The sequence below is a fragment of the Thalassospira sp. MCCC 1A01148 genome (assembly GCF_001613795.1).
In the GTDB taxonomy this organism is placed as follows: domain Bacteria; phylum Pseudomonadota; class Alphaproteobacteria; order Rhodospirillales; family Thalassospiraceae; genus Thalassospira.
Window position 1 is genome coordinate 982,354 of record NZ_LPVZ01000020.1, and the last position, 20,174, is coordinate 1,002,527.

Annotated in this window: 19 protein-coding genes; 11 read left to right on the forward strand and 8 right to left on the reverse strand. The window is 54.6% G+C overall.

What is annotated here, in order from left to right; translation table 11 throughout:
* Positions 1-289: 289 nt before the first annotated feature.
* Positions 290-1,960, forward strand: a complete 1,671-nt coding sequence (locus AUQ43_RS13950; RefSeq protein ID WP_062956830.1) for a methyl-accepting chemotaxis protein — start codon at positions 290-292, stop codon at positions 1,958-1,960.
* Positions 1,961-2,054: 94 nt separating this feature from the next.
* On the opposite strand, the gene AUQ43_RS13955 is transcribed toward AUQ43_RS13950, so the two are convergent.
* Complete coding sequence (locus tag AUQ43_RS13955; protein ID WP_062956831.1) at positions 2,055-2,759, reverse strand: SDR family oxidoreductase; 705 nt, start codon at positions 2,757-2,759, stop codon at positions 2,055-2,057.
* 120 nt (positions 2,760-2,879) lie between these two features.
* Here AUQ43_RS13955 and AUQ43_RS13960 point away from each other — a divergent pair, with 120 nt between their 5' ends.
* Positions 2,880-3,785 carry a LysR substrate-binding domain-containing protein gene (locus AUQ43_RS13960; RefSeq protein ID WP_062956832.1) on the forward strand — a complete coding sequence of 302 codons (906 nt, stop codon included), beginning with the start codon at positions 2,880-2,882 and terminating at the stop codon, positions 3,783-3,785.
* Positions 3,786-3,837: 52 nt separating this feature from the next.
* On the opposite strand, the gene AUQ43_RS13965 is transcribed toward AUQ43_RS13960, so the two are convergent.
* A complete protein-coding gene (locus AUQ43_RS13965) occupies positions 3,838-4,698 on the reverse strand; it encodes a prephenate dehydratase (RefSeq protein ID WP_062956833.1) in 861 nt (286 codons plus the stop codon).
* A 69-nt stretch (positions 4,699-4,767) separates the two neighbouring features.
* Positions 4,768-5,508: a 3-deoxy-manno-octulosonate cytidylyltransferase gene (locus AUQ43_RS13970; RefSeq protein ID WP_062956834.1), complete on the reverse strand. Its 741-nt coding sequence runs from the start codon at positions 5,506-5,508 to the stop codon at positions 4,768-4,770.
* Positions 5,509-5,891: 383 nt separating this feature from the next.
* Here AUQ43_RS13970 and AUQ43_RS13975 point away from each other — a divergent pair, with 383 nt between their 5' ends.
* The 4 genes from AUQ43_RS13975 (at position 5,892) to AUQ43_RS13990 (ending at position 9,717) form a co-directional block, all read left to right on the forward strand.
* On the forward strand, positions 5,892-6,587 hold the full coding sequence (locus AUQ43_RS13975; protein ID WP_062956835.1) for a cytochrome c family protein: 696 nt from the start codon (positions 5,892-5,894) through the stop codon (positions 6,585-6,587).
* A gap of 188 nt (positions 6,588-6,775) precedes the next feature.
* Entirely contained in the window at positions 6,776-7,558 is a 783-nt protein-coding gene (hisN, locus tag AUQ43_RS13980) for a histidinol-phosphatase (protein WP_062956836.1), read from the forward strand.
* 60 nt (positions 7,559-7,618) lie between these two features.
* The gene (locus AUQ43_RS13985) at positions 7,619-8,410 is read left to right on the forward strand and encodes an inositol monophosphatase family protein (RefSeq protein ID WP_062956837.1); all 792 of its coding nucleotides are present in this window, start codon (positions 7,619-7,621) and stop codon (positions 8,408-8,410) included.
* Positions 8,411-8,499: 89 nt separating this feature from the next.
* On the forward strand, positions 8,500-9,717 hold the full coding sequence (locus tag AUQ43_RS13990) for a sodium:proton antiporter (RefSeq protein ID WP_062956838.1): 1,218 nt from the start codon (positions 8,500-8,502) through the stop codon (positions 9,715-9,717).
* 57 nt (positions 9,718-9,774) lie between these two features.
* Here AUQ43_RS13990 and AUQ43_RS13995 read toward each other — a convergent pair whose 3' ends face one another.
* The 5 genes from AUQ43_RS13995 to AUQ43_RS14015 form a co-directional block, all read right to left on the reverse strand.
* A complete protein-coding gene (locus AUQ43_RS13995) occupies positions 9,775-10,434 on the reverse strand; it encodes a LysE family translocator (protein WP_062956839.1) in 660 nt (219 codons plus the stop codon).
* Positions 10,431-10,931, reverse strand: a complete 501-nt coding sequence (locus AUQ43_RS14000) for a DinB family protein (protein ID WP_062956840.1) — start codon at positions 10,929-10,931, stop codon at positions 10,431-10,433. The genes AUQ43_RS13995 and AUQ43_RS14000 overlap by 4 nt, the downstream gene beginning before the upstream one ends.
* A 45-nt stretch (positions 10,932-10,976) precedes the next feature.
* Complete coding sequence (locus AUQ43_RS14005; protein WP_062956841.1) at positions 10,977-11,930, reverse strand: DMT family transporter; 954 nt, start codon at positions 11,928-11,930, stop codon at positions 10,977-10,979.
* 145 nt (positions 11,931-12,075) lie between these two features.
* Complete coding sequence (locus tag AUQ43_RS14010) at positions 12,076-14,088, reverse strand: potassium/proton antiporter (protein ID WP_062956842.1); 2,013 nt, start codon at positions 14,086-14,088, stop codon at positions 12,076-12,078.
* A 145-nt stretch (positions 14,089-14,233) separates the two neighbouring features.
* Positions 14,234-14,695: an Lrp/AsnC family transcriptional regulator gene (locus tag AUQ43_RS14015; RefSeq protein WP_062956843.1), complete on the reverse strand. Its 462-nt coding sequence runs from the start codon at positions 14,693-14,695 to the stop codon at positions 14,234-14,236.
* Between the two features lie 162 nt (positions 14,696-14,857).
* On the opposite strand from AUQ43_RS14015, the gene AUQ43_RS14020 reads away from it, so the two are divergent.
* From AUQ43_RS14020 to AUQ43_RS14040, 5 genes are all read left to right on the forward strand, one after another.
* Positions 14,858-15,844 carry a DMT family transporter gene (locus tag AUQ43_RS14020; protein WP_062956844.1) on the forward strand — a complete coding sequence of 329 codons (987 nt, stop codon included), beginning with the start codon at positions 14,858-14,860 and terminating at the stop codon, positions 15,842-15,844.
* Complete coding sequence (locus tag AUQ43_RS14025) at positions 15,837-16,787, forward strand: DMT family transporter (RefSeq protein ID WP_062956845.1); 951 nt, start codon at positions 15,837-15,839, stop codon at positions 16,785-16,787. Before AUQ43_RS14020 ends, AUQ43_RS14025 begins: the two co-directional genes overlap by 8 nt.
* A 4-nt stretch (positions 16,788-16,791) precedes the next feature.
* Positions 16,792-17,688 (forward strand): DMT family transporter, encoded by an 897-nt coding sequence (locus tag AUQ43_RS14030; protein WP_062956846.1) that lies wholly within the window; start codon positions 16,792-16,794, stop codon positions 17,686-17,688.
* Positions 17,689-17,878: 190 nt separating this feature from the next.
* On the forward strand, positions 17,879-19,267 hold the full coding sequence (locus AUQ43_RS14035) for a hypothetical protein (protein WP_062956847.1): 1,389 nt from the start codon (positions 17,879-17,881) through the stop codon (positions 19,265-19,267).
* Positions 19,268-19,383: 116 nt separating this feature from the next.
* The gene (locus tag AUQ43_RS14040) at positions 19,384-20,145 is read left to right on the forward strand and encodes an SDR family NAD(P)-dependent oxidoreductase (protein WP_062956848.1); all 762 of its coding nucleotides are present in this window, start codon (positions 19,384-19,386) and stop codon (positions 20,143-20,145) included.
* Positions 20,146-20,174 lie beyond the last annotated feature (29 nt).

Here is a 20,174-nt window from a genome sequence, read left to right on the forward strand (position 1 = left end):
AGCGTCGGACCCGCATGAGAGGCAAATGATGTGAGGCATCGACGTCATCACGTCGTACCCGCCCTCGCCTTTTCATACAGTTCCTGACAGCTCATTCTGTCTTTGCAAGCGAAGGAATGAGCGGGGTGATACAGGGCAGCGCACAATAAGTCAAACATTCCCCGCGCCGATCAGCCATGCAAAAACGCTTAGCCCCTGATAATGCGACGAAAGTTTCTTTTTAAATTAATCATTTAAGGCAAAAATAAAGTGTACGGAGTGGAGAACTGCATTTCAAAAGGGGAATTCCATGCGGTTTCGCGTTGTGACGGGGATTTTTTCAATTCCCGCGATCTGTCTGGTTGTGTTGCTTGCAATCATCGCGACAGTATCATTGAACTATCAAACAAGCCTGCGTAACGGAAAATTCGAACAGATTTCGCATCTGACCGAAGGGGCCGTGACCATCGTTAACAGCTTTGTCGCCAAAGCCAAAAGCGGCGAGATGAGCGAAGCCGACGCCAAGGCAGCAGCCCTCGATCTTCTTAATGATTATCGGTTCGACGGCGAGAACTATATTTATGCCACCGACTATAATCACTGCATGGTTCTTGATCCGCTCAGCCCCGGTGATGTCGGCAAGTGCAATCCCGACAGCCGGGTGCGCAGCATGATTGTCGAGGCCGCCAAATCGGGCGGTGACATTATCACCTATGAAACCAAGAAGCCCGGCGAAGGGGACAAACTGATCGAGAAAGCGGCCTATGTCCGCCCGATCACCGAATGGAACTGGGCCCTTGGTGCCGGTGTCTATATGGATGACGTCCAGTCAGAGTTCGTTTCCATCATCACCCGTATCGTGATCATTTCCGCCATCGCCATCGTGATTGCCGGGATTCTTTCGTGGATTGTCGGCACCCGGATCACGCGTGGCATCGTTGGCCTGAATGACAGCATCCGCGCGATTGCCGATGGCGATTACAATGCGCCAGTGGAAACCGATTCCCGTTTCATTGAAATCGGCGATATGGGCGAAGGGGTTCTGGCACTGCGTGACAAATCGGCACAGGCCCAGAAGCTTGAAAATGATGCCGCGGGTCTCAAGGCAAAATCCGAAAAAGAACGCCGCGAGAATATCCGCGCGATTGCATCTAAACTTGAAAGCGAAGTTGGCGGGATCGCAGGTGCTTTGGATCAGTCGGTCAAACGCAGCAATGATCTTGCGATCAGCATGGCACGCAATGCCGATGGCATTCTGGGTCAAAGCCAGCATGCAGCATCCGCAGCCGGTGAAGTGTCGCACAGTGTTGATGCGGTTGCAGCCGCGACCGAGGAACTGTCATCGTCGATCACGGAAATCAACGTCCAGATCAGCCAGATGTCGAACACGGTCGAACGGGCAACCGATGAAAGCCAAAGCGCATCCAATGATGTTGCTGGCCTCTCGGCAACGGTCGAGAAGATCAAGGAAATCATCGGCCTGATCAATGACATTGCAGGCCAGACCAACCTTCTGGCGCTCAATGCCACGATCGAGGCGGCCCGTGCCGGTGAAGCAGGCAAAGGCTTTGCCGTGGTGGCCAACGAGGTGAAGAACCTTGCGACCCAGACAGCAAAGGCAACCGACGAAATTGCCGCCCAGATCAATGACATTGTCGATGGCACCGAACGTGCCGTAACCGGCATTTCGCGGGTTTCGGAAACCATCGAACAGGTCAGAAGTGCCTCGACCGCGATTGCCGCAGCCATCGAGGAACAGGGTGCTGCAACGCAGGAAATCTCGGGCAACGCCAACCGCAGTGCGGACGGGGTCAAGGAGATCTCCAACAGTGTTGAAGACACCATGAACAATGCCCAGAGCACGACACAGGAAGCAGATGAACTGAAATCAGCCTCCGCCGAACTTTCCAGCCGTTCGAGCGAGCTGACCCAGATCATCAAGCGTTTCTCGACCGATCTTTTGAAGCAAGCCGGTTCATAAGAACCTGATATCAAGAAGGGCCGGACATTAGATTGTCCGGCCCTTTTTGTGTTTATTGCGTGTTTTTCGGGAGAACCGCAGTCACGATCATGCGTTACACCGAACGCGTAATCCCGCCATCGACCCGGATATTCTGGCCGGTAATGTATCCGGCACCGTCGGAAGCAAGGAATGCAATGGTGGCGGCAATTTCATCGCTTTTGCCATAACGCCCCATCGGCACGCGATTGCGTCGCTCGTCCGTTTCCGGCAGGCTGTCGATGAAGCCCGGAAGCACGTTGTTCATACGGATATTTTCCGCGGCATATTTATCAGCGAACAGTTTGGTAAATGCCGCAAGTCCCGCCCGGAAAACACCGGATGTCGGGAAGACCGGATCCGGTTCGAAAGCGGCAAATGTTGAAATGTTGATGATCACACCGCCGCCCTGCTTTTGCATGATCGGTGTTACGAGACGGGTCGGGCGGACCGCGTTCAGGAAATAGACATCCATCCCCGCATGCCAGTCTTCGTCTGTCAGGTCGAGCACGGGTTTGCGCGGACCATGACCGCCAGAATTGACCAGAACGTCAATGCGCCCCCATTCTGCCATCGCCAGATCGACCAGTTTCTGAAGGTCATCTTCCGACTGGTTTGAGCCGGTGACACCGATGCCACCGAGCTCCTTTGCCAGTGCTTCACCCTTGCCCGACGAGGACAGGATCGCAACTTTATATCCTTCGGCTGCGAGCTTGCGGGCAGCATCGGCACCCATGCCACTGCCACCGGCGGTGATAAGTGCTACTTTTTCTACTGTCATGATGATTCCTTTCCTTGGCATTTTCCGGCCTGAGAAACTATGATATTTTCGAAAAATAAAGCCTTACAGCATGCCACACCAATCATAATTTCATCGTCGAGACTGTAGAAAAACTATCTCATGGACATATCATCGGCACCAACACCTCCCCTGAACGGTCTTCGGGCATTCGATGCCGCGGGACGGTATCTGAATTTCAGGCTGGCGGCGGAAGAACTTGGTGTGACGCAAGGCGCGGTTGCCCAGCAGGTTCGCGGACTTGAGGCCTTTTTGGGGGTGACGCTTCTGGATCGCTTGCCACGCGGGCTTAGACTGACGGAAAACGGGCTTCGATTTCATGCCGAAATCAGCCGGGCCTTTGACATCATCCGCAATGCAACACAAACGTTGCAGCCCAAATCCACACATCTGACGATCAGTGTCACACCGACCTTTGCAGCAAAGTGGCTGATCCCGCGTCTGCCGGATTTCACGGCAGAAAATCCGCATATCGATTTGCGGATTGTTGCGACGGAAAAGACATCCAATTTCCATTCGGATGGTGTTGATCTTGCCGTTCGCCAAACAGGTTCGTCGTTTGCAGCGGGACTGTCTGCGGATTTTTTGTTCGCACATGACATCGTTTCGATTTGCAGTCCCGCACTGCAATCAAAATTCGGTCAAACCCCGGACATCAACGATCTGGATCAGCTTGTACTTATTCATGACTCGCACAATTTGTGGCCGGAATATCTGGAACTGGTTTTCGGGCGGAAAATTTCAGACAAGGCAAAAGCCGTGCGCCTGAACCAGACCAGTCTGGCAATTGATGCGGCCCTGTCGGGGCAAGGCATTGCCCTTGCCAGCCGGTTTCTGGTGGAGAATGATTTAAAGGAAGGGCGGCTTGTCCAGCCCTTTGCCGAGACCCTGCATGGCGGGTCGGATTTCCATCTTGTTATTCCGCGCCAAAGCAAAAAACCCGATGCCTGCCGTCAGGTGCGTCAATGGATGCTTAGCCAGGCCAGGCGCACGGTCGCCGACAAATGACAAAAGGGCCGGAAATGGCCGGCCCTTTGGCATTGGGTATGTGGCTGCGCGCCTACTCGGCCGGAAGATTGTTTTCCTTGCGGAAGGAATGCGCCGGATAAACACCCAGAATGCGGACTTCGTGCGAGAAGAATTGCAGTTCTTCGAGCGCGTGGCGCAGGCCGAGCTGTTCGGGGTGGGCTTCGACCTCGGCGAAGAACTGGGTCGCGGTGAAGTGGCCTTCGACCATGTAGCTTTCAAGCTTGGTCATGTTGATGCCGTTGGTGGCAAAACCGCCCAGCGCCTTATAGAGCGCAGCCGCAACGTTGCGCACCCGGAAGACGAAGCTGGTGACGACCGGCGTGCCATCATTGGGAATATCAAGCGGTTCGCGCGCGAGAATGATAAAGCGCGTGGTGTTGTGTGCGGCGTCTTCGACCTCGGTACGGAGCACATCAAGGCCGTAAATCTCGGCCGCCAGCGCAGGCGCGATGGCGGCAATTGATTTGTCGCCGCGATCAGCAACTTCCTTGGCGCAGCCCGCGGTATCGGGCCCGACGACCGCATTCACACCGAGTTCCTTGCGCAGTTTGCGGCATTGGCCAAGCGCGTGAACGTGGCTGTGGATTTCCTTGATGTCCTCGATCCTGGTACCGGGCACAGCAACCAGCGCGTGGTTAATGCGCAGGAAGGTTTCGCCGATAATATGCACACCGGACTCTGGCAGGATGTGGTGGACGTCCGCCACGCGACCGGCCAGCGTATTGTCAATCGGGATCACCGCCAGATCGACGTCGCCTTCTTCAAGCGCACCAAAAGCGCCTTCAAAGGTCCTGTACGGTACTGTCGTTGCACCCGGAAAGGCGCGACGGGCTGCCTGATCTGAATAGGCACCGTGCATTCCCTGAAAAGCGATCCTTTGTTGCGCAGTCATCTGGCTGTTTCCTGAAGTGGTCATGTATTTTGATTATGAACTTAAAGCACTTGGTGGCTGGTTCCGCAACTATGCACCCAGCACTTCGCGCGCGCGTTCAAGGTCTTCTTGCGTATCAACGCCAAGCGGCACACCATCCACCAGGGCAACCGCAATCACCATGCCGTTTTCAAGCGCGCGCAACTGTTCGAGCTTTTCACGTTGTTCAAGTTCGGCGGGCGGCAGTGAGACAAAACGATCAAGGGCCGCACGGCGATAGGTATAAAGACCGATGTGATGATAAAGCGGCCCGTCCCCGTAGGGTGCAGTCGCGCGCGTAAAGTAAAGAGCACGTGCGACACGCCCGGAACCAAAGGCCGCGACGGCCTTGACCACATTGGGGTTGGTGCGTTCTTCGTCGCGTTTGATTTCAGCGGCCAAAGTCGCGATATCCACCGACGGGTCAGCAAGCGGTTCAAACACCGCACGGATGTCGGCGGCATCAATGGTTGGCAGATCGCCCTGCACATTGACCACGGCGTCAAACTTGCCTTCGGGGTCGAATGTCTGAAGTGCTTGATGCACACGATCCGAACCGCTGGGCAAATCGGGATCGGTCAAAACGGCAATACCCCCGGCAGCCGTAACCGCATCGGCAATTTCCTGTTCGGCGCAGGCGACCAGAACCGGGCCGATTCCCGCCTCAGACGCGCGTTTCCAAACCTGCACGATCATGGGTTCGCCACAGATATCGGCCAGCGGTTTATTTGGTAAACGTGTGGACGCCATGCGGGCGGGAATTACAACGACAGGATTGCGCGGGGTCGACATTTCTTTACTCCGATCAGGCACAAATCACCGGTGTTTGATCTTGCGCAAAGCATGATGTGAAACAGCAATGGCAGAACACAGGCATTAATCGGCGCGACATTAGCCGGTTTTGGTGTGGCGACGAAAGGCGGAATCGCTTTTTTGCAGGACACCGGGGGCAATTACGTGAATGCGTTTAGACACTAGACGAAAGTTCTAAGGCAAGCATGTTCACCTTGGTGTTTAAGAAAGGTTGATGCAAATCGCTGAAACGTATAGTTTCCCACCGATCAGTTTTGCCAGCGGTTACACGTGTGTTTCTCATCAATGAGAGTTGCCGGGGACGCATGGGTAGAACATAAAGATAAAACCTGAGAGTGATTAGGCTGTAACGGGGTCCCGTCATGAACACGATGGAAATCAACAAGATCGTCGCCGGCGTTATTTGTGCTGTGCTTCTGGTAGTGGTTGTCGGCAAGGTCGGCAGCGCGCTGGTCAGTCCTGAAGAACTGGAAGCACCGGTATATCCGTTCTCCGAGGACGTGATGGCGGGTGCAAGTGCGCCTGCTGCTGCACCGGCAGAACCGGCAGGCCCGGAACCGATTCTTGCCATGCTGGCCTCGGCCGATATGGGTGAAGGCGAAAAAGTCTTCAAAAAATGCGCATCCTGCCATGACGTCGAAAAAGGCGGCCCGAACAAAACCGGCCCGAACCTTTATGGCATCGTTGGTGCAGACTTTGCGCACAGAGATGACTTCTCCTACTCCGATAGCATGGCCAACCATGGCGGCAGCTGGGGCTTTGAGGAGCTGAACGAATTCCTTTACAAGCCGCGCGATTACATCGATGGCACCAAAATGAGCTTTGGCGGTCTGAAAAAGGCCGAAGACCGTGCAGCGGTTATTGCCTGGCTGAACACCAAGTCTGACAACCCGGTCGCCCTGCCCGATCCGGCAGCGGTCGAAGCCGCGGAAGCGGCCGAAGAGGCTGTTGACGAGGCAGCCGAAGCGGTTGAGGAAGCTGTTGACGAAGCAGCCACCGCCGTTGAGGGTGCCGCCGAAGAAGCCGGCGACGCGATTGACGCGGCCACCGCGCAATAAGCACGCAATAAAGACATCGTCTGACCATCAATCTGTGGTCAGCACCGATTTCGCAGGGGACAGGAAACTGTCCCCTGTTTGCATTTGGGTGTTTGTTTCGGATCACGGCCCAAGGCGTTCTTGCGTTCCGGGTCCAAAGCAGAAATATTACCGCCCACATAACATCAACTGCCTGCAGGAATGCCTTTATGGAAAATCTCGACCCGTTTTTGGAAATTGCCCACAAGCTGGCAGATGCGGCGCGCCCTGTTGTGCGCAAATATTACCGCACCCCGGTCGCGGTTGACGTAAAGGCCGATGACAGCCCGGTGACGATTGCGGATCGCGAGGTTGAACGCACCATGCGCGATATCCTGAATGCGGAATTGCCCGACCATGGCATTCTGGGCGAGGAACATGGCCGCGAAAATGTTGATGCGGAATATGTCTGGGTGCTTGATCCGATTGACGGGACCAAATCGTTCATTGCCGGCAAGCCGAGCTTTGCGACCCTGATCGCGCTTTGCCACAAGGGAACCCCGGTTCTGGGCATTATTGATCAGGCGATTACCGATGAACGCTGGGTCGGCGTCATGGGACAGGCCAGCACGATGAATGGCGTTGAGATCAGCGCACGCGAATGCGAAGAGCTGAAAAGTGCGACCTTCTTTACCACCGCGCCTGAACTGTTCAAGGGCGATGCCGCCAAGGCCTACGCGGCGATTTCGAAGAACTGCCGTGTGCCGATGTACGGGGTGGATGCCTATGCCTATGGCCTGACCGCCCTTGGCCTTGCCGATACGGTGGTTGAGACCGGAATGCAGGCATATGATTTTTGTGCGCTGGTGCCGGTTGTCGAGGGTGCGGGCGGTGTGATGACCGACTGGTCGGGCAAGCCGCTTGATATCGATAGTGCCGGTGATGTGGTTGCCAGTGGTGATGCGCGTTGCCATCAGGATGTTCTGGCAACGATCAAGGCCGCGATGGCCTGATCGCATTTACCGTCTGACCGCGCCGCCACCCAACTGATCTTGCCGAATACTGGAAATCCGATGACCAACAATGCCCCGTTTCTCGATATGGCCCACAAGCTTGCCGATGCGGCGCGCCCGGTGCTGCAAAGCTATTACCGCAAGCCGCTTGATATCGATGAAAAGGGTGATGCCAGCCTGGTCACCGACGCCGACCGGGCGATCGAGCGCACCATGCGCGACCTGATCAATGCGGAACTGCCCGATCACGGCATTCTGGGCGAGGAATACGGCCCGGAAAACCTTGATGCGGAATATGTCTGGATCCTTGATCCGATTGACGGCACCAAATCATTCATTACCGGCAAGCCCAGCTTCAACACCCTGATTGCACTGTGCCGCAATGGCAAGCCGGTGCTGGGCGTGATCGATCAGGCGATCCTTGATGAACGCTGGATCGGGGTGGACGGACAGCCCACCACGCTTAATGGCAAGGCGGTCACGGCACGTGAATGCCAACACCTGAAAGATGCCACCATTTTCACCACCGGACCGGATCTTTTCATTGATCCAAAGGCAATTGCCGGATACGAGGCGATCTTTGGTGCCGCGAGGCAGCCAATTTACGGGATTGATTCATATGGCTATGGCCTGATTGCCATGGGGTTTGGCGATGTGTTGGTGGAATCCAATCTGCAGCCCTATGATTTCTGTGCCGCGGTGCCGGTGATTGAGGGTGCGGGCGGGATCATCACTGATTGGGATGGCAATGCCCTTACGATGCACAGTGGCGATCTGGTGATTGCCAGTGGTGATGCGCGTGCCCATGCCGAAGGGCTTGCGGTTTTGCAAAAGGCCATCGCGCAGGATTGAGGCCTGCCGTAACTGGTTGGCGAATGGTGACCTTTCGGGCACACTTGCCGTGATCAGGGCAACATCACGGCAACAGGTTGGGCAGCGCCATGTTTGAATGGGTGATCATTCTTTTTCTCGGCTCCGGGCTGATATACGGGCTGCAATCACGTCGCCTGCAACGGCGTAATATTTCATCGCCGATGATGATGTTTCTGACCGGGATGCTGGTGGCCCTGCCGCTTGGCATTTGGCACGGTGCGCCGCTTGATGCGCTTTCGGGCAGCATTCATTTTGCCACCGGCTTTGCCGAGATGACGCTGGCGATCATTCTGTTTCTTGATGCCGCTGTTCTGAATTACCGCAAGGAAAGTGCCGCGCGCAACGTGGCGATCCGGCTTTTGCTGGTGGGCCTGCCGCTCACCATCGGGGTGACATGGACCTTTATCGTCGGGCTTGATCCATCCATCGGGTTGGTGTCGGCACTCATCCTGGCACTTATTGTCAGCCCGACCGATGCCGCCCTTGGCCGACCTGTGCTTGAAAACAAGGGCGTGCCCGAACCGGTCCGCCAGGGCATCAATATTGAAAGCGGGCTGAATGACGGGCTGGTCCTGCCGGTTTTCACCACGGCGGTGTTGCTTGAAGCCAATCTTCTGAGTAACGGACATCAGGGCTGGGTGGCCGAGGCGCTGCTTGAAATTTCAATCGGTGCCGTGATCGGGGTTGTATCTGGCTTCGTGATCGGGCAAGTCGTTAATCATGCGGTCAAGCACCGCACCATGGTCGTGCGGTTTGAAAGACTGCTTGGTGTTCTGGCAGCGCTTTTCATTTTCCTTCTGGCCGAGGAATTGGGCGGCAATGGCTTTGTTGCGGCCTTTGCCGGGGGGCTTGCGCTTAATATCTCGAGCGACAAGGTGCGCGATACCATCGAAAGCTTTGGCGAGGCCGAGTCAGAGCTTTTGACCATGCTGACATTCTTTGTCTTTGGCCTGATCGTTGTGCCAGCACTTTATGACGCCTGGACATGGCAGATGCTGGTGTTTTCCATTGCAAGCCTTGCTGTGCTGCGCCCGCTTTGTGTCTGGATTTGCATGATTGGCAGCCCCTATAGCCTGGGCGAGAAGCTTTATATCGGCTGGTTCGGACCGCGCGGGATTGCATCGGTGATTTACATGCTGATCATGGCAACCATGATCGAGCCGGGCACGTTCAAGCCGCTGTTTGCGGCAGGTGCGATGATTATCTGCATCAGCATTGTCGCGCACGGTATTACAGCCGCCCCGGCATCACACGCACTGGTGCGCTATCTGGCGCGAAAATCCTAGTCGGGCAAGCCCCTTTGGGAGCGGCGGGCAGACATAAAAAGTCCCTGCCCGGTCAGCTTATTGCTGGGTGATGGCAAGGCGGATGCCAAGCGCGATGAACATGGTGCCAAGGGCACGATGCAACCACGCGCCAAGCCTGCGGCTGCCCTTGATCCGCCCGGCAGCGGATGCCACAGCCATGACCAGCATGCCTTCAACGACAAGTGCGATCAACAGCACCACCAGCCCCAGAACAAGAAACTGGGTCGCCCCATTGCCCATGGCCGGATCGACAAATTGCGGCAGAAAGGCCATGAAGAAAATCGCGACCTTTGGATTGAGCACATCAATCATTACCCCCTGACGCCAGGCGGCAAATGCTGTCATCGGTTTTGTTGAAACGGGTGCTGCCGGTTCATCGGAGCCGGCATCGTTGGCGGATTTGGCAAAACTGCTGCGCAGCGCCCCGAGACCAAGCCAGACCAGATAAGCCACCCCGATCCATTTGACGATGGCAAAGGCAAGGGCGGAAGTCGCAAGGATTGCGGACAAACCAAGGGTCGCCGCCAGCACATGCACAAACGCCCCGGACACCACACCAAAGGATGAAAACAAGCCGATCTTGCGCCCGTAAACGGCCGTCTGCCCGACAATATAGGCCATATCCGGCCCGGGCGAGATATTGAGCAACAGTGCGGCGATCAGAAACGGCGTATAGGCAACGAACAGCTCGATCATGCCAGCAGTTCCCGACCGAAATAGATCAGGTCAATCTCAAGCGGACCTGAGCCGGCCTCAATCAGCATATTGGACAGTTGCCCGCGATGATGGGTCTGATGGTTGAACATATGCCCCAAAATCAGATCGCGCGGCATGGTATAGGCCCCGGCGGTAACGGACTGATAGCTTAGATCGGATGTGACTTCGGCGTCGGTCAGGTTTCTGGTGAATTCAAGGATCGCCTGATCTTCGGCTTCGCGCGCGGTACGCAGTTCATCGAAGTCTTCGTAAAGCACAGTATCAAGCGCCATGGTCACCGGACTACCCAGCAAGCGCCCCATCCAAAGCCGGTCGGCAACGACAAGATGGTTGAGTGTGCGCATGATTGACGGGAAGAAGGCGCGGCGGGGCGCGTCCAGTTCGGCCTTTGACAATTTTGCGCAGGCATCATAGGCATGGGTATTGGCCCAGATATTATATTGCGCCATGCGTTCGAAATAGGCCGCACCGTTCATCTTCTTACTCCGTCTTTAGATCTGCCTTTGGGGTCGCGGTCGCGATCAGGACTTCGCCGCCGGATTTGGCGTGCAGGTGGTCGAAACTGGCACCGCCGCCGGTGCGACCTGTTCAAGCACCTGACTTGCCGGTTTGGGCACACGTTTGGTCAGAATAACCACGTTGCCCACCAAAGTCAGTGCAACACCCCAGATAATATTGCCTGTCCAGTGGAAATCCTCAAACCAGGTCGACAGCAACAGCGCGACAATCGGAAACATCACCGAACTATATGCCGCACGATCCGGCCCGATCTTGCCCAGAAGCGTCAGATAGAAGCCAAAGCCCAGAACCGACCCGAACAATGCGAGATAGACCAGTGCTGCCATGAAGCTGGCACTCGGATCAAAGGAAACCGGAATCCCGGCAAGGGCGATATAGCCAAACAGCAAGACCGTGCCATAAAGCATGCCAAAGGCATTGGCCTGCATGACCGGCACGCCGCGCGCATGGTTGCGGGCTGATGCCATATTGCCAAGCGATGCGATGTAACTGCCCGCAAGGGATACCAGAAGCCCGATGCTGCCACCTGTGGTGAGATCAAATGCGGCCAGATCGTTGGCAAACACCATGGCAATGCCGGTAAGGCCAATCCCGGCCCCGATCAAAGTGCGGGTTTCGGGGCGGCGGCGGAAAAAGATCACGCCATTAATCATGTTCATGATGACGATGGTCGAAAATACCACCGCCAGAAGCCCAGATGTCAGATGCACACTGGCGAGATAGATCAGCACATAGTTCAGCGAAAACAGACAAACACCCAGAGCCGCCATGAAGAAATGATCGCGAAGCGTAAAGCGCATCGGCAAACGGCGGAAGCCACACCAGGCCATCATGATCAGCGTTGCCAGCGCAAACCGATAGGCAACCGCAACTTCGGGCGCGACCGAAAGCTGATACTGAATGGCGATCCAGGTCGATCCCCAGATCAAGACAACCGCTGCATAAAGACCCAACATGGCCCAAGGACTCCAAAATATTTGAAGCCACAATTTAAGGCAGTTCAGAATCGACACCAAACCAGCTTTTTTGATCCGGGCATTAGCCAAACTAATCCAAAACCCTGAAATCTAATGCATTACCGATCAGGTTTTTTGGGTGGATCTATTTCGACGGGCTTTTGCCATTGCCTTTCGGTTTGGTGGGTTCAGCACCTTCTTTCGGTGTTTCACCAACCGTGTCGTTGGCCACATCGTCGATCATATCGTCAGATGCGTCAGACATGTCGGGTGCCTCAGGCAGATCAGTCTCGTCTGTGGCAGCTTCGGCAGTCTTGGCCGTCGATGATGTCTGATCGCGAAGTGCAGCGTTCTTTTCGGCCCGCCTGCGTTTCTGCCAGTCTTTCCAGATTGCCAGCAACTCGCTGCGTGACTGGAAGATCGGGATGCGACGTTTGGGTTTGGTTTTTTGTTGTTCGACTGCAAGGCCGACTTCGATCACGCCATGTTCGTCATCTGTGCGACGCACGATCAGCTCCACCGTGCCATAAGACAGGCGATCGCCGAGTTCGAGGTCGCCGGCAAGTTCACGTTCCATGATCTCGGCCACGGTTAGCTCGGCGTCATTGTCGGCAAGGGCGAAGCCGTAAAGGCGCGCGATATCGGCAATGCGGGTATCGGCCGGGAAGCTGAAATCACCAAACAGTTCGACGTCATTGGCCCCCTCTGCCGGACCGGCGAAGAGCTGATCAAGCAGTTCGACATGGCGCGGCGGGGTGATGATATAGACCTGATCACCGGCCTGAATGGGCCCGGCAGAATGCGGACGCAGCGACGCGCCATCGCGCAGGATCAGGCTGGGCCGTGCCCAACGCGGAATGCGCTGGCCGGTGGCAACCGCACTGGCGTCGTGCACGCGATAGACAACAATTTCCTGATTGGCATTACCGGGCAATTCCAGATCAATACGATCCACCGGACCATGGCGCGGCGGCACGATAATGCCCAACCAGTTGGCGACCTTGCGGATCGTCCAGCCCTGCAACAGAAGCGAGGTGATGACGACGATAAAGGCGGTGTTAAACAGTAACTGTCCTTCGGGCACACCTTCGACCATCGGCACAATGGCAAGCAGGATCGACACCGCCCCGCGCAAGCCAACCCATGAAATAAAGGCCGTGTCATTGCGCGAGAAGTTAAAGAACATCAGGCAAAGCCAGACCGCAACCGGGCGGGCGATAAACACCAGAACAAGTGCCAGGATCACGCCCGGAACAATCACTTCACCAAATTCAGATGGCGTTGCCAGAAGACCCAGCGTGACAAACATCGCGATCTGGGCCAGCCACGTCGTGACATGCTGAAAACGCCGGACACCGACGCTCATTTGCATTTTGCTGTTCCCGGCATAAAGGCCCGCAACATAGACCGCCAAAAAGCCACTGCCGCCCAGAATACTGGTCGCGCCAAACAAACTGAGGGCAAGCGCCATGGTGATGATCGGCACCAGACCGGGTTCAAGTTTGACCCGGTTGATCATCCAGACCAGAGCATATCCACCGGCCAGACCAAAGATGCCGCCAAGACCAATCTGCAGAATGAAGCGCTGCAGGAGCTCAAGGGCGATGTTTTCGCCGCCGCCCAGAATGATCAGCTCGACCAGCGATATGGTCAGAAACACCGCCATCGGGTCGTTCGAACCCGATTCAACTTCCAGCGTGCTGCGCGTACGATCACGCAGATTGATGCCGCCAACGCGTAACAGGAAAAACACCGCCGCCGCATCGGTCGAGCTGACAATCGCACCAAACAAAAGCGCGACCAGCCATGGCACATCGAGCACCAGCCATGTGACCCCGCCAATGACACCCGTGGTAATCATCACGCCGATGGTCGCCAGAACCAGCGAGGGCCCGGCGGCAATTTTCAACGTTCGAAGCTGGGTTTCAAAGCCACTGTCAAACAGGATGAGGGCGAGTGCGATAGAGCCGATGAAATAGGCCAGCGGCGCATTGTCGAACATGATGCCGCCAATGCCATCTTCGCCCGCGCCCAGCCCGACAAACAGAAACACCAGCAGCAAGGGTGCGCCGACCCGGAAGCTGACCAGACTGGTGAAAACGGCAACCACCACCAGAATCGATGCAATCAGGATCACCAGATTCATCGATTCAATCATTTCGGGGGCTCCTGTGTCGGGACATCACAATGGGTGTGGCGGATTACTCGCGCATTACTATCACATCAGATACTTAGGAAATGATGACCGATAATGCCATCGCACCAGAGATATCGATAAAAATTATCCGGAAACTGCAAATCAATCAGTCGTTCTCGGATTCAGCCGGAACAAACAGTGTTTCTTTCGATGTCGACAAGGCAATTTCCGGAAGAACTTCGACCACGCCGGGCATTTCCTTGATCGTGTCGGAAATAAATGATTCCAGATGCGCGGTATCACGCAGACGCAGTTTGATCAGAAAGTCAAAGCGCCCTGTCATGTGATGACATTCAAGCACCTCGTCGGCCTTGATCAGGGATTTTACCAGCTTCTTGTTGCCCTTGGCCGGATCAGTGCGCAGCCAGACCAGTGCGGTCAGGGCCCGGCCAATGGCCTGCGGATCAACTGAAATACGATAGGCTTGAATGACCCCCTGTTCGCGCATCTTGCGTACGCGATCATTCACTGCAGAAACCGATAGCCCGACCTTGGTCCCCAAAACCGAATAGGACAGCGACGCGTCTTCCTGCAGGATGTCGATCAATTTGCGATCAATTGCATCCATTAATCTTCCCCCTGAATGGATTTGATGGCGTTGATCTTACACGAAAAATCGGCAGGCGCGAACTGTTCGCCACAACTTAAGGGTTATTCCTGCGGGCGGCTGGACCATTTTTATGCGGTTGGACTGGATTTTTTCCAGATAGCTGCGTAATGCTAGAAGATAATGAACGCGCCCCAACCCAATTCTGACAATGCAGCCCTGATGGGCGCCCTTCTGATGATCAGTGCTGCAATGTGTTTTGCGGTAATGGCCGTCTTTATCCGCTATGTCACAGCCGACCTTCACCCGTTCGAGGCATCGTTTTTCCGCAACCTGTTTGGATTGCTGCCGATGGTGCCATGGATGGTGCGCCATGGGCGGAGCGGATTGAAGACCGAGCGGTTCAAGCTGCATTTTCTGCGCGGTGTGCTTGGCTTTGGGGCGATGTCGTGCATTTTTACTGCCCTGTCCTTGTCCCCGGCTGCCCAAGTCATCGCGATCAATTTTACCCTGCCGATCCTGACCACGGTTCTTGCCGCCATTGTGGTCCGCGAAACCGTTCGCGCGCGCCGCTGGAGCGCGATTGCCATTGGCTTTGTCGGGGCAATGATTGTGATCCGTCCGTTTGGCCAAAGCTTTGAGACCGGCGCGATCCTGGCCCTTGGTGCGACCGTGTTCATGGCCTGTGCGATGACCACGGTCAAAATGCTGTCGCGCACCGAAAGTGCCAATGCCATCGTGACGTGGATGGGGCTGATCATGACACCACTGTCGCTGATCCCGGCCCTGATTTACTGGCAGGGGCCAAGCGTTTGGCAGTTATTTATCCTGCTGGTGATTGCGGTAACCGGTACCGCCGGTCAGCAATTGCTGGTGCGGGCATACCGCACTGCGGACCAGTCCTATGTCATGATCTTTGATTTCCTGCGCCTGCCCTTTGTTGCGATCCTTGCCTATATCATGTTTGGCGAAGTGGTTGATTTCTGGACGTGGGCCGGGGCGGCCCTGATTATCGGATCAGCGCTTTATATCGCGCGGCGCGAGGCGGTTCTGGCGAAAAAGGCCAGAACACAGACTCGCCTGCCGACCACCGCCCCCGCCGACCCACAAGCCATCCCCGCAACCAAGATCGACCGTGCCGACCGACCGAAAGACGATCCTGATGCGTAGCTGGTTCAACGCGTTGCCACCGTATCTGCAAGCCACGGCATTTGGCCTGATGGCATCAATCAGTGCTGCGGTATTTTCGGTATTTGTCCGGCTTGCGACCGAGCATATCCACCCGCTTCAGGCCGTGTTTTTTCGCAATTTCTTCGGGCTGTTGTTCATCGCGCCGCTTGCACTTCGCGCGGGTCTGACGCCGCTTAAAACCAAGCGATTCCCAATGTTTTGTTTACGCGCGGTTCTGTCGATGGGGGCGATGAGTTTCTGGTTTTCGGCCATTGCCTATATGCCACTGGCCGAGGCAACCGCGCTTAACTTTACCGTGCCACTGTTTGGCACCATTCTGGCCGCGATCTTTTTGGGTGAGACAATCCGAAAATACCGGATTGCCGCGCTTCTGGTCGGGTTCGGCGGGGTCTTGGTCATTATCCGGCCGGGTGATGAGGCTGTGCAATTGGCAAGCCTGTTGCCGATTGCGGCTGCGGTTTGCATGGCGAGTGCGGGTCTGACGATCAAGTCGCTGTCACGGACTGAAAACCCGACCACCATCATTCTGTACATGATGGTGCTGACCACGCCGATGACCCTGATCCCGGCGCTTTTTGTCTGGCAGACGCCAAGCCTTGAGGCGATCTTGCTGATGGTGGCGGGCGCGTTCATGGCCAACCTGACGCAGATCGGCAATACCAATGCGTTTCGGGTCTATGATTACGGCTTTGTCGTCGGGTTCAATTACCTGCGCCTGCCCTTTGTGTCGATCATCGCGCTGGTGATCTTTGGCGAAGTACCGGAAATCTGGCTTCTGCCCGGTGCGATTTTGATTGTCGGGTCCGCACTTTATATCGCCCGGCGCGAGGCGAAACTGAACCGTGAAGCCAACCGCCTCAAACGCGGCCTGTCGGCCACGGCAAGCGATCTTGATCTGCCGCCTTCCAACAGGAAGTCGTGACAGCATGCGGACATGGTTCAACACCCAATCCGATGTGATGCGGGCAAGCTTTTTCGCGCTGTTTGCAGCCATTCTGGCGGCGTGTTTTACCCTGACGATCCGCTATGCCACCGAGGAGTTGCATCCCTATCAGGCGGTGTTTTTACGCTTTGCCTTTGGCTTGATCCTGATTTTGCCGATGGTTATGAAGCGCGGGATTGGCAGCCTTGCCACCAAGCGCCTGCCGCTGTTTGGAGTGCGTGGCATCCTGTCGGCGGCAAAGATGTGTTTATGGTTCATGGCAGTTTTGTATTTGCCGCTGGCAGAGGCCACGACGCTGAATTTTACAGTGCCCTTGTTTGGCACCGTTCTGGCCGCACTGATCCTGCGCGAACAGGTGCGCATTCACCGCTGGCTTGCGATTGTCATCGGATTTATTGGTGTGGCGCTGATCATTCAGCCCGGGACAGATACCATGCGAGCGGCCAGCATTTTGCCGATTGCAGCGGCAATCTGCATGGCCAGTGCCGGGTTGATCACAAAGCGGTTGGTGGCAACCGAGTCCACCGCATCGCTCTTGTTTTATCTGATGATCATCACCACACCGGTTTCCCTGATCCCGGCATTGTTCGTCTGGCAGACGCCAAGCTGGTCTGCACTTGGCCTGATGGCGGTTGCCGCCCTGATGATGAATGTGATGCAGATTTGCAATGTCAGAGCCCTGCAACTGGCCGATTACAGTTTCTTTGTCGGGTTTTCCTATTTGCGTTTGCCGATCATTGCGGTGCTGGCGCTGATCCTGTTTGGCGAAGTGCCCGATATCTGGATATTGCCCGGCGGGGCGATGATTATCGGGGCTGCGATCTATGTCGCACTTCGGGAAGGAAAATTGAACAGCGAAGCCAGACGGATCGAACGGTAGCACGCTTCATGGACAAGCAATTGCGAACCACGTACGCCAACTTCTAAAGAGACCAGCAATTGGGAGTTTCAACCTGAAACCCGTAAGAACGAACCTTCTACCAATCCAACACCTTGCCAAACCATGTGAACCTGCAACAAAAAAAGCTACTATTGCACCAATTATCCAACAACAGTTGCGGACCTAACTAATGATAAAAGATACAGCGTTCATCGGGATAGGATCTGAGGAAACGTCGATTGATCCAATTCAGTACATTAGCAATTACAACATCTCTGAGCTCGATTATCTATTTTGGAACTCGGCAACTTTCAGCGATGAATTCAGCAGATATGTAAAGAATGTTTACGGCAGCTCTAGCGAGAATACTAGACAGCAGTCCTGCATTACTTACTCAGAAAAGACAGAAAAACTTATAGATTTTTCAGAAAATGGTGGAAACATTGTAATATTTACTGGAGGAGAAACAAAAGTAAACATTGGGTTTGGAAGACGGGATGACCCATCATTACTTGAAAAGTTTCGCCTATCAAGAACACATGGTAAAAGATATAAATTTATTGAAAATGAAAAAATTAACAGAACGCTAAATGAAATATATTCAGAAATAAATTACTCATTTATAATAAAAAACAATAAAACAAAAACTTTGATAACAGTTCCCAGAACTGAAGAAGTAATATCTTCCTTTTATCTAACTGATGGAGGCGGAATTGTTATAGCGATGCCGCTACCTACTTCATCACCCCTCCCAGTAAGTAAAATTAAGACTCTGATATCAGATATTAAGGCCGAATTTTCAGCGGAAAATTCGAAGAGCGATCTTCCAAGACTTGCATCAAACTATCATCTACCGCTGGAACACCAAAAAACAGCTGAAAACAAAAAAATATCTGAAGAGATACAAGCTATGCAGGCTCAAATAGATGAAAATAGGCTGATAATCTCGAAGGAGGCTGAATGGAAGCACCTATTTTCGTCACATGATGAAGCGCTTGAGAAAGCAGCAGCCAAAGCCTTTGAGGAACTTGGGTTTTTAGTGGGCTTTGGACCCAAAACTCACTGCGACATTGTCTGCGTAAAAGAAAAAACAATACTTGCAGTTGAAGTAAAAGGCCTGAAGAGAAGTGCAAAACCTGCAAACGTCAATCAATGTAAAAGATGGATTTCAGACATTGTAGGTGCTCTTGATTATGCACCAGACGACAAAGATAGCGTTCTAGAAGAATACGTTGATTGCCTTAAGAAACTTGGCGTCAAAAACCCGTCTTCTTCAGAAGAATGGGACGTCAAAGGTGTCGTTGTGATCAACACGTTTAGGAACAATTCACTCGAAGATCGAAATGATCCGAGCGAGCCTTCATTTAACAAGCAAGTTCGTGAACGGATGAAACGTGAGAACATCTGTGGAATGACCGGGATACAACTACTTAATCTTGTTATACGCATCACAGAGAACCCGTCAGAGAAAGAAAGTGTTTGCGAAACCATCATCAAAACTGCCGGACAAATTGACCTTAAAGAAGATTGGAAAACCTACATCAGCAAAGTTGAGATATGCGAAACAGACCCAAAATGAAGGCTCCAACCCCTGAACACTTAAAATCAAACAGATAGCCGTTGCCGACAAAAGATATAATTTGGTATACAAATACCAAATTAAGCATAAACACGCGCGTCTGGAGGCTTCACGTCATGCAAATCAAGGGTTCGATTGCCATTGTTACCGGGGCTGCGTCTGGTCTTGGGGCGGCAACGGCAGAGACACTGGCGAATGCCGGGGCACGGATTGCCGCCTTTGATCTGAATACAGACGGGGCCAAGGCAACGGCCGAGAAACTGGGGGGCGTTGGCTATGGCGTGGATGTTTCGAATGCCGAAAGTGTCGAGCACGCAGTTTCCAAGGTGGTCAAGGATATCGGTATTCCGTCGATCCTTGTGAATTGTGCAGGCATCGTGCATGGCGAGCGGATCGTCGGGCGCGAAGGTCCGGCTGATCTTGAAGCCTTTTCCAAGGTGATCACGGTCAACCTGATCGGCACATTCAACATGATGCGGGTTGCCGCCACCGCGATGAGCCAGAACACCCCATCAGACTCCGGCGAGCGCGGGGTGATTATCAACACCGCCTCCATCGCGGCCTTTGAAGGGCAGATCGGGCAAGCAGCCTATGCCGCGTCCAAGGGCGGGGTTGCGTCGCTTACCCTGCCGGCCGCGCGTGAATTGGCGCGACACGGGGTTCGGGTGGCGTCAATCGCACCGGGTCTGTTTGGCACACCGATGTTGATGGGCCTGCCGGACGAGGTTCAGGAAAGCCTGGCTGCCAATACGCCGTTCCCCAAACGCCTTGGTGATCCGTATGAATATGGTCGTCTGGCGATGCATATCTGTGAAAATGAAATGATCAATGGCGAGACCATTCGCATTGATGGCGCGGTCCGGCTGGAACCGAAATAGTCCCACACCATTTCGCTTCTTTATCACCG

What these genes read in the sequence shown, in the direction of transcription:
- AUQ43_RS13950 (WP_062956830.1), top strand. Translation starts at nt 290, where the DNA reads ATGCGGTTTCGCGTTGTGACGGGGATTTTTTCAATTCCCGCGATCTGT.
- AUQ43_RS13955 (WP_062956831.1), bottom strand. Translation starts at nt 2,759, where the DNA reads ATGACAGTAGAAAAAGTAGCACTTATCACCGCCGGTGGCAGTGGCATG.
- AUQ43_RS13960 (WP_062956832.1), top strand. Translation starts at nt 2,880, where the DNA reads ATGGACATATCATCGGCACCAACACCTCCCCTGAACGGTCTTCGGGCA.
- AUQ43_RS13965 (WP_062956833.1), bottom strand. Translation starts at nt 4,698, where the DNA reads ATGACTGCGCAACAAAGGATCGCTTTTCAGGGAATGCACGGTGCCTAT.
- AUQ43_RS13970 (WP_062956834.1), bottom strand. Translation starts at nt 5,508, where the DNA reads ATGTCGACCCCGCGCAATCCTGTCGTTGTAATTCCCGCCCGCATGGCG.
- AUQ43_RS13975 (WP_062956835.1), top strand. Translation starts at nt 5,892, where the DNA reads ATGAACACGATGGAAATCAACAAGATCGTCGCCGGCGTTATTTGTGCT.
- hisN (WP_062956836.1), top strand. Translation starts at nt 6,776, where the DNA reads ATGGAAAATCTCGACCCGTTTTTGGAAATTGCCCACAAGCTGGCAGAT.
- AUQ43_RS13985 (WP_062956837.1), top strand. Translation starts at nt 7,619, where the DNA reads ATGACCAACAATGCCCCGTTTCTCGATATGGCCCACAAGCTTGCCGAT.
- AUQ43_RS13990 (WP_062956838.1), top strand. Translation starts at nt 8,500, where the DNA reads ATGTTTGAATGGGTGATCATTCTTTTTCTCGGCTCCGGGCTGATATAC.
- AUQ43_RS13995 (WP_062956839.1), bottom strand. Translation starts at nt 10,434, where the DNA reads ATGATCGAGCTGTTCGTTGCCTATACGCCGTTTCTGATCGCCGCACTG.
- AUQ43_RS14000 (WP_062956840.1), bottom strand. Translation starts at nt 10,931, where the DNA reads ATGAACGGTGCGGCCTATTTCGAACGCATGGCGCAATATAATATCTGG.
- AUQ43_RS14005 (WP_062956841.1), bottom strand. Translation starts at nt 11,930, where the DNA reads ATGTTGGGTCTTTATGCAGCGGTTGTCTTGATCTGGGGATCGACCTGG.
- AUQ43_RS14010 (WP_062956842.1), bottom strand. Translation starts at nt 14,088, where the DNA reads ATGATTGAATCGATGAATCTGGTGATCCTGATTGCATCGATTCTGGTG.
- AUQ43_RS14015 (WP_062956843.1), bottom strand. Translation starts at nt 14,695, where the DNA reads ATGGATGCAATTGATCGCAAATTGATCGACATCCTGCAGGAAGACGCG.
- AUQ43_RS14020 (WP_062956844.1), top strand. Translation starts at nt 14,858, where the DNA reads ATGAACGCGCCCCAACCCAATTCTGACAATGCAGCCCTGATGGGCGCC.
- AUQ43_RS14025 (WP_062956845.1), top strand. Translation starts at nt 15,837, where the DNA reads ATGCGTAGCTGGTTCAACGCGTTGCCACCGTATCTGCAAGCCACGGCA.
- AUQ43_RS14030 (WP_062956846.1), top strand. Translation starts at nt 16,792, where the DNA reads ATGCGGACATGGTTCAACACCCAATCCGATGTGATGCGGGCAAGCTTT.
- AUQ43_RS14035 (WP_062956847.1), top strand. Translation starts at nt 17,879, where the DNA reads ATGATAAAAGATACAGCGTTCATCGGGATAGGATCTGAGGAAACGTCG.
- AUQ43_RS14040 (WP_062956848.1), top strand. Translation starts at nt 19,384, where the DNA reads ATGCAAATCAAGGGTTCGATTGCCATTGTTACCGGGGCTGCGTCTGGT.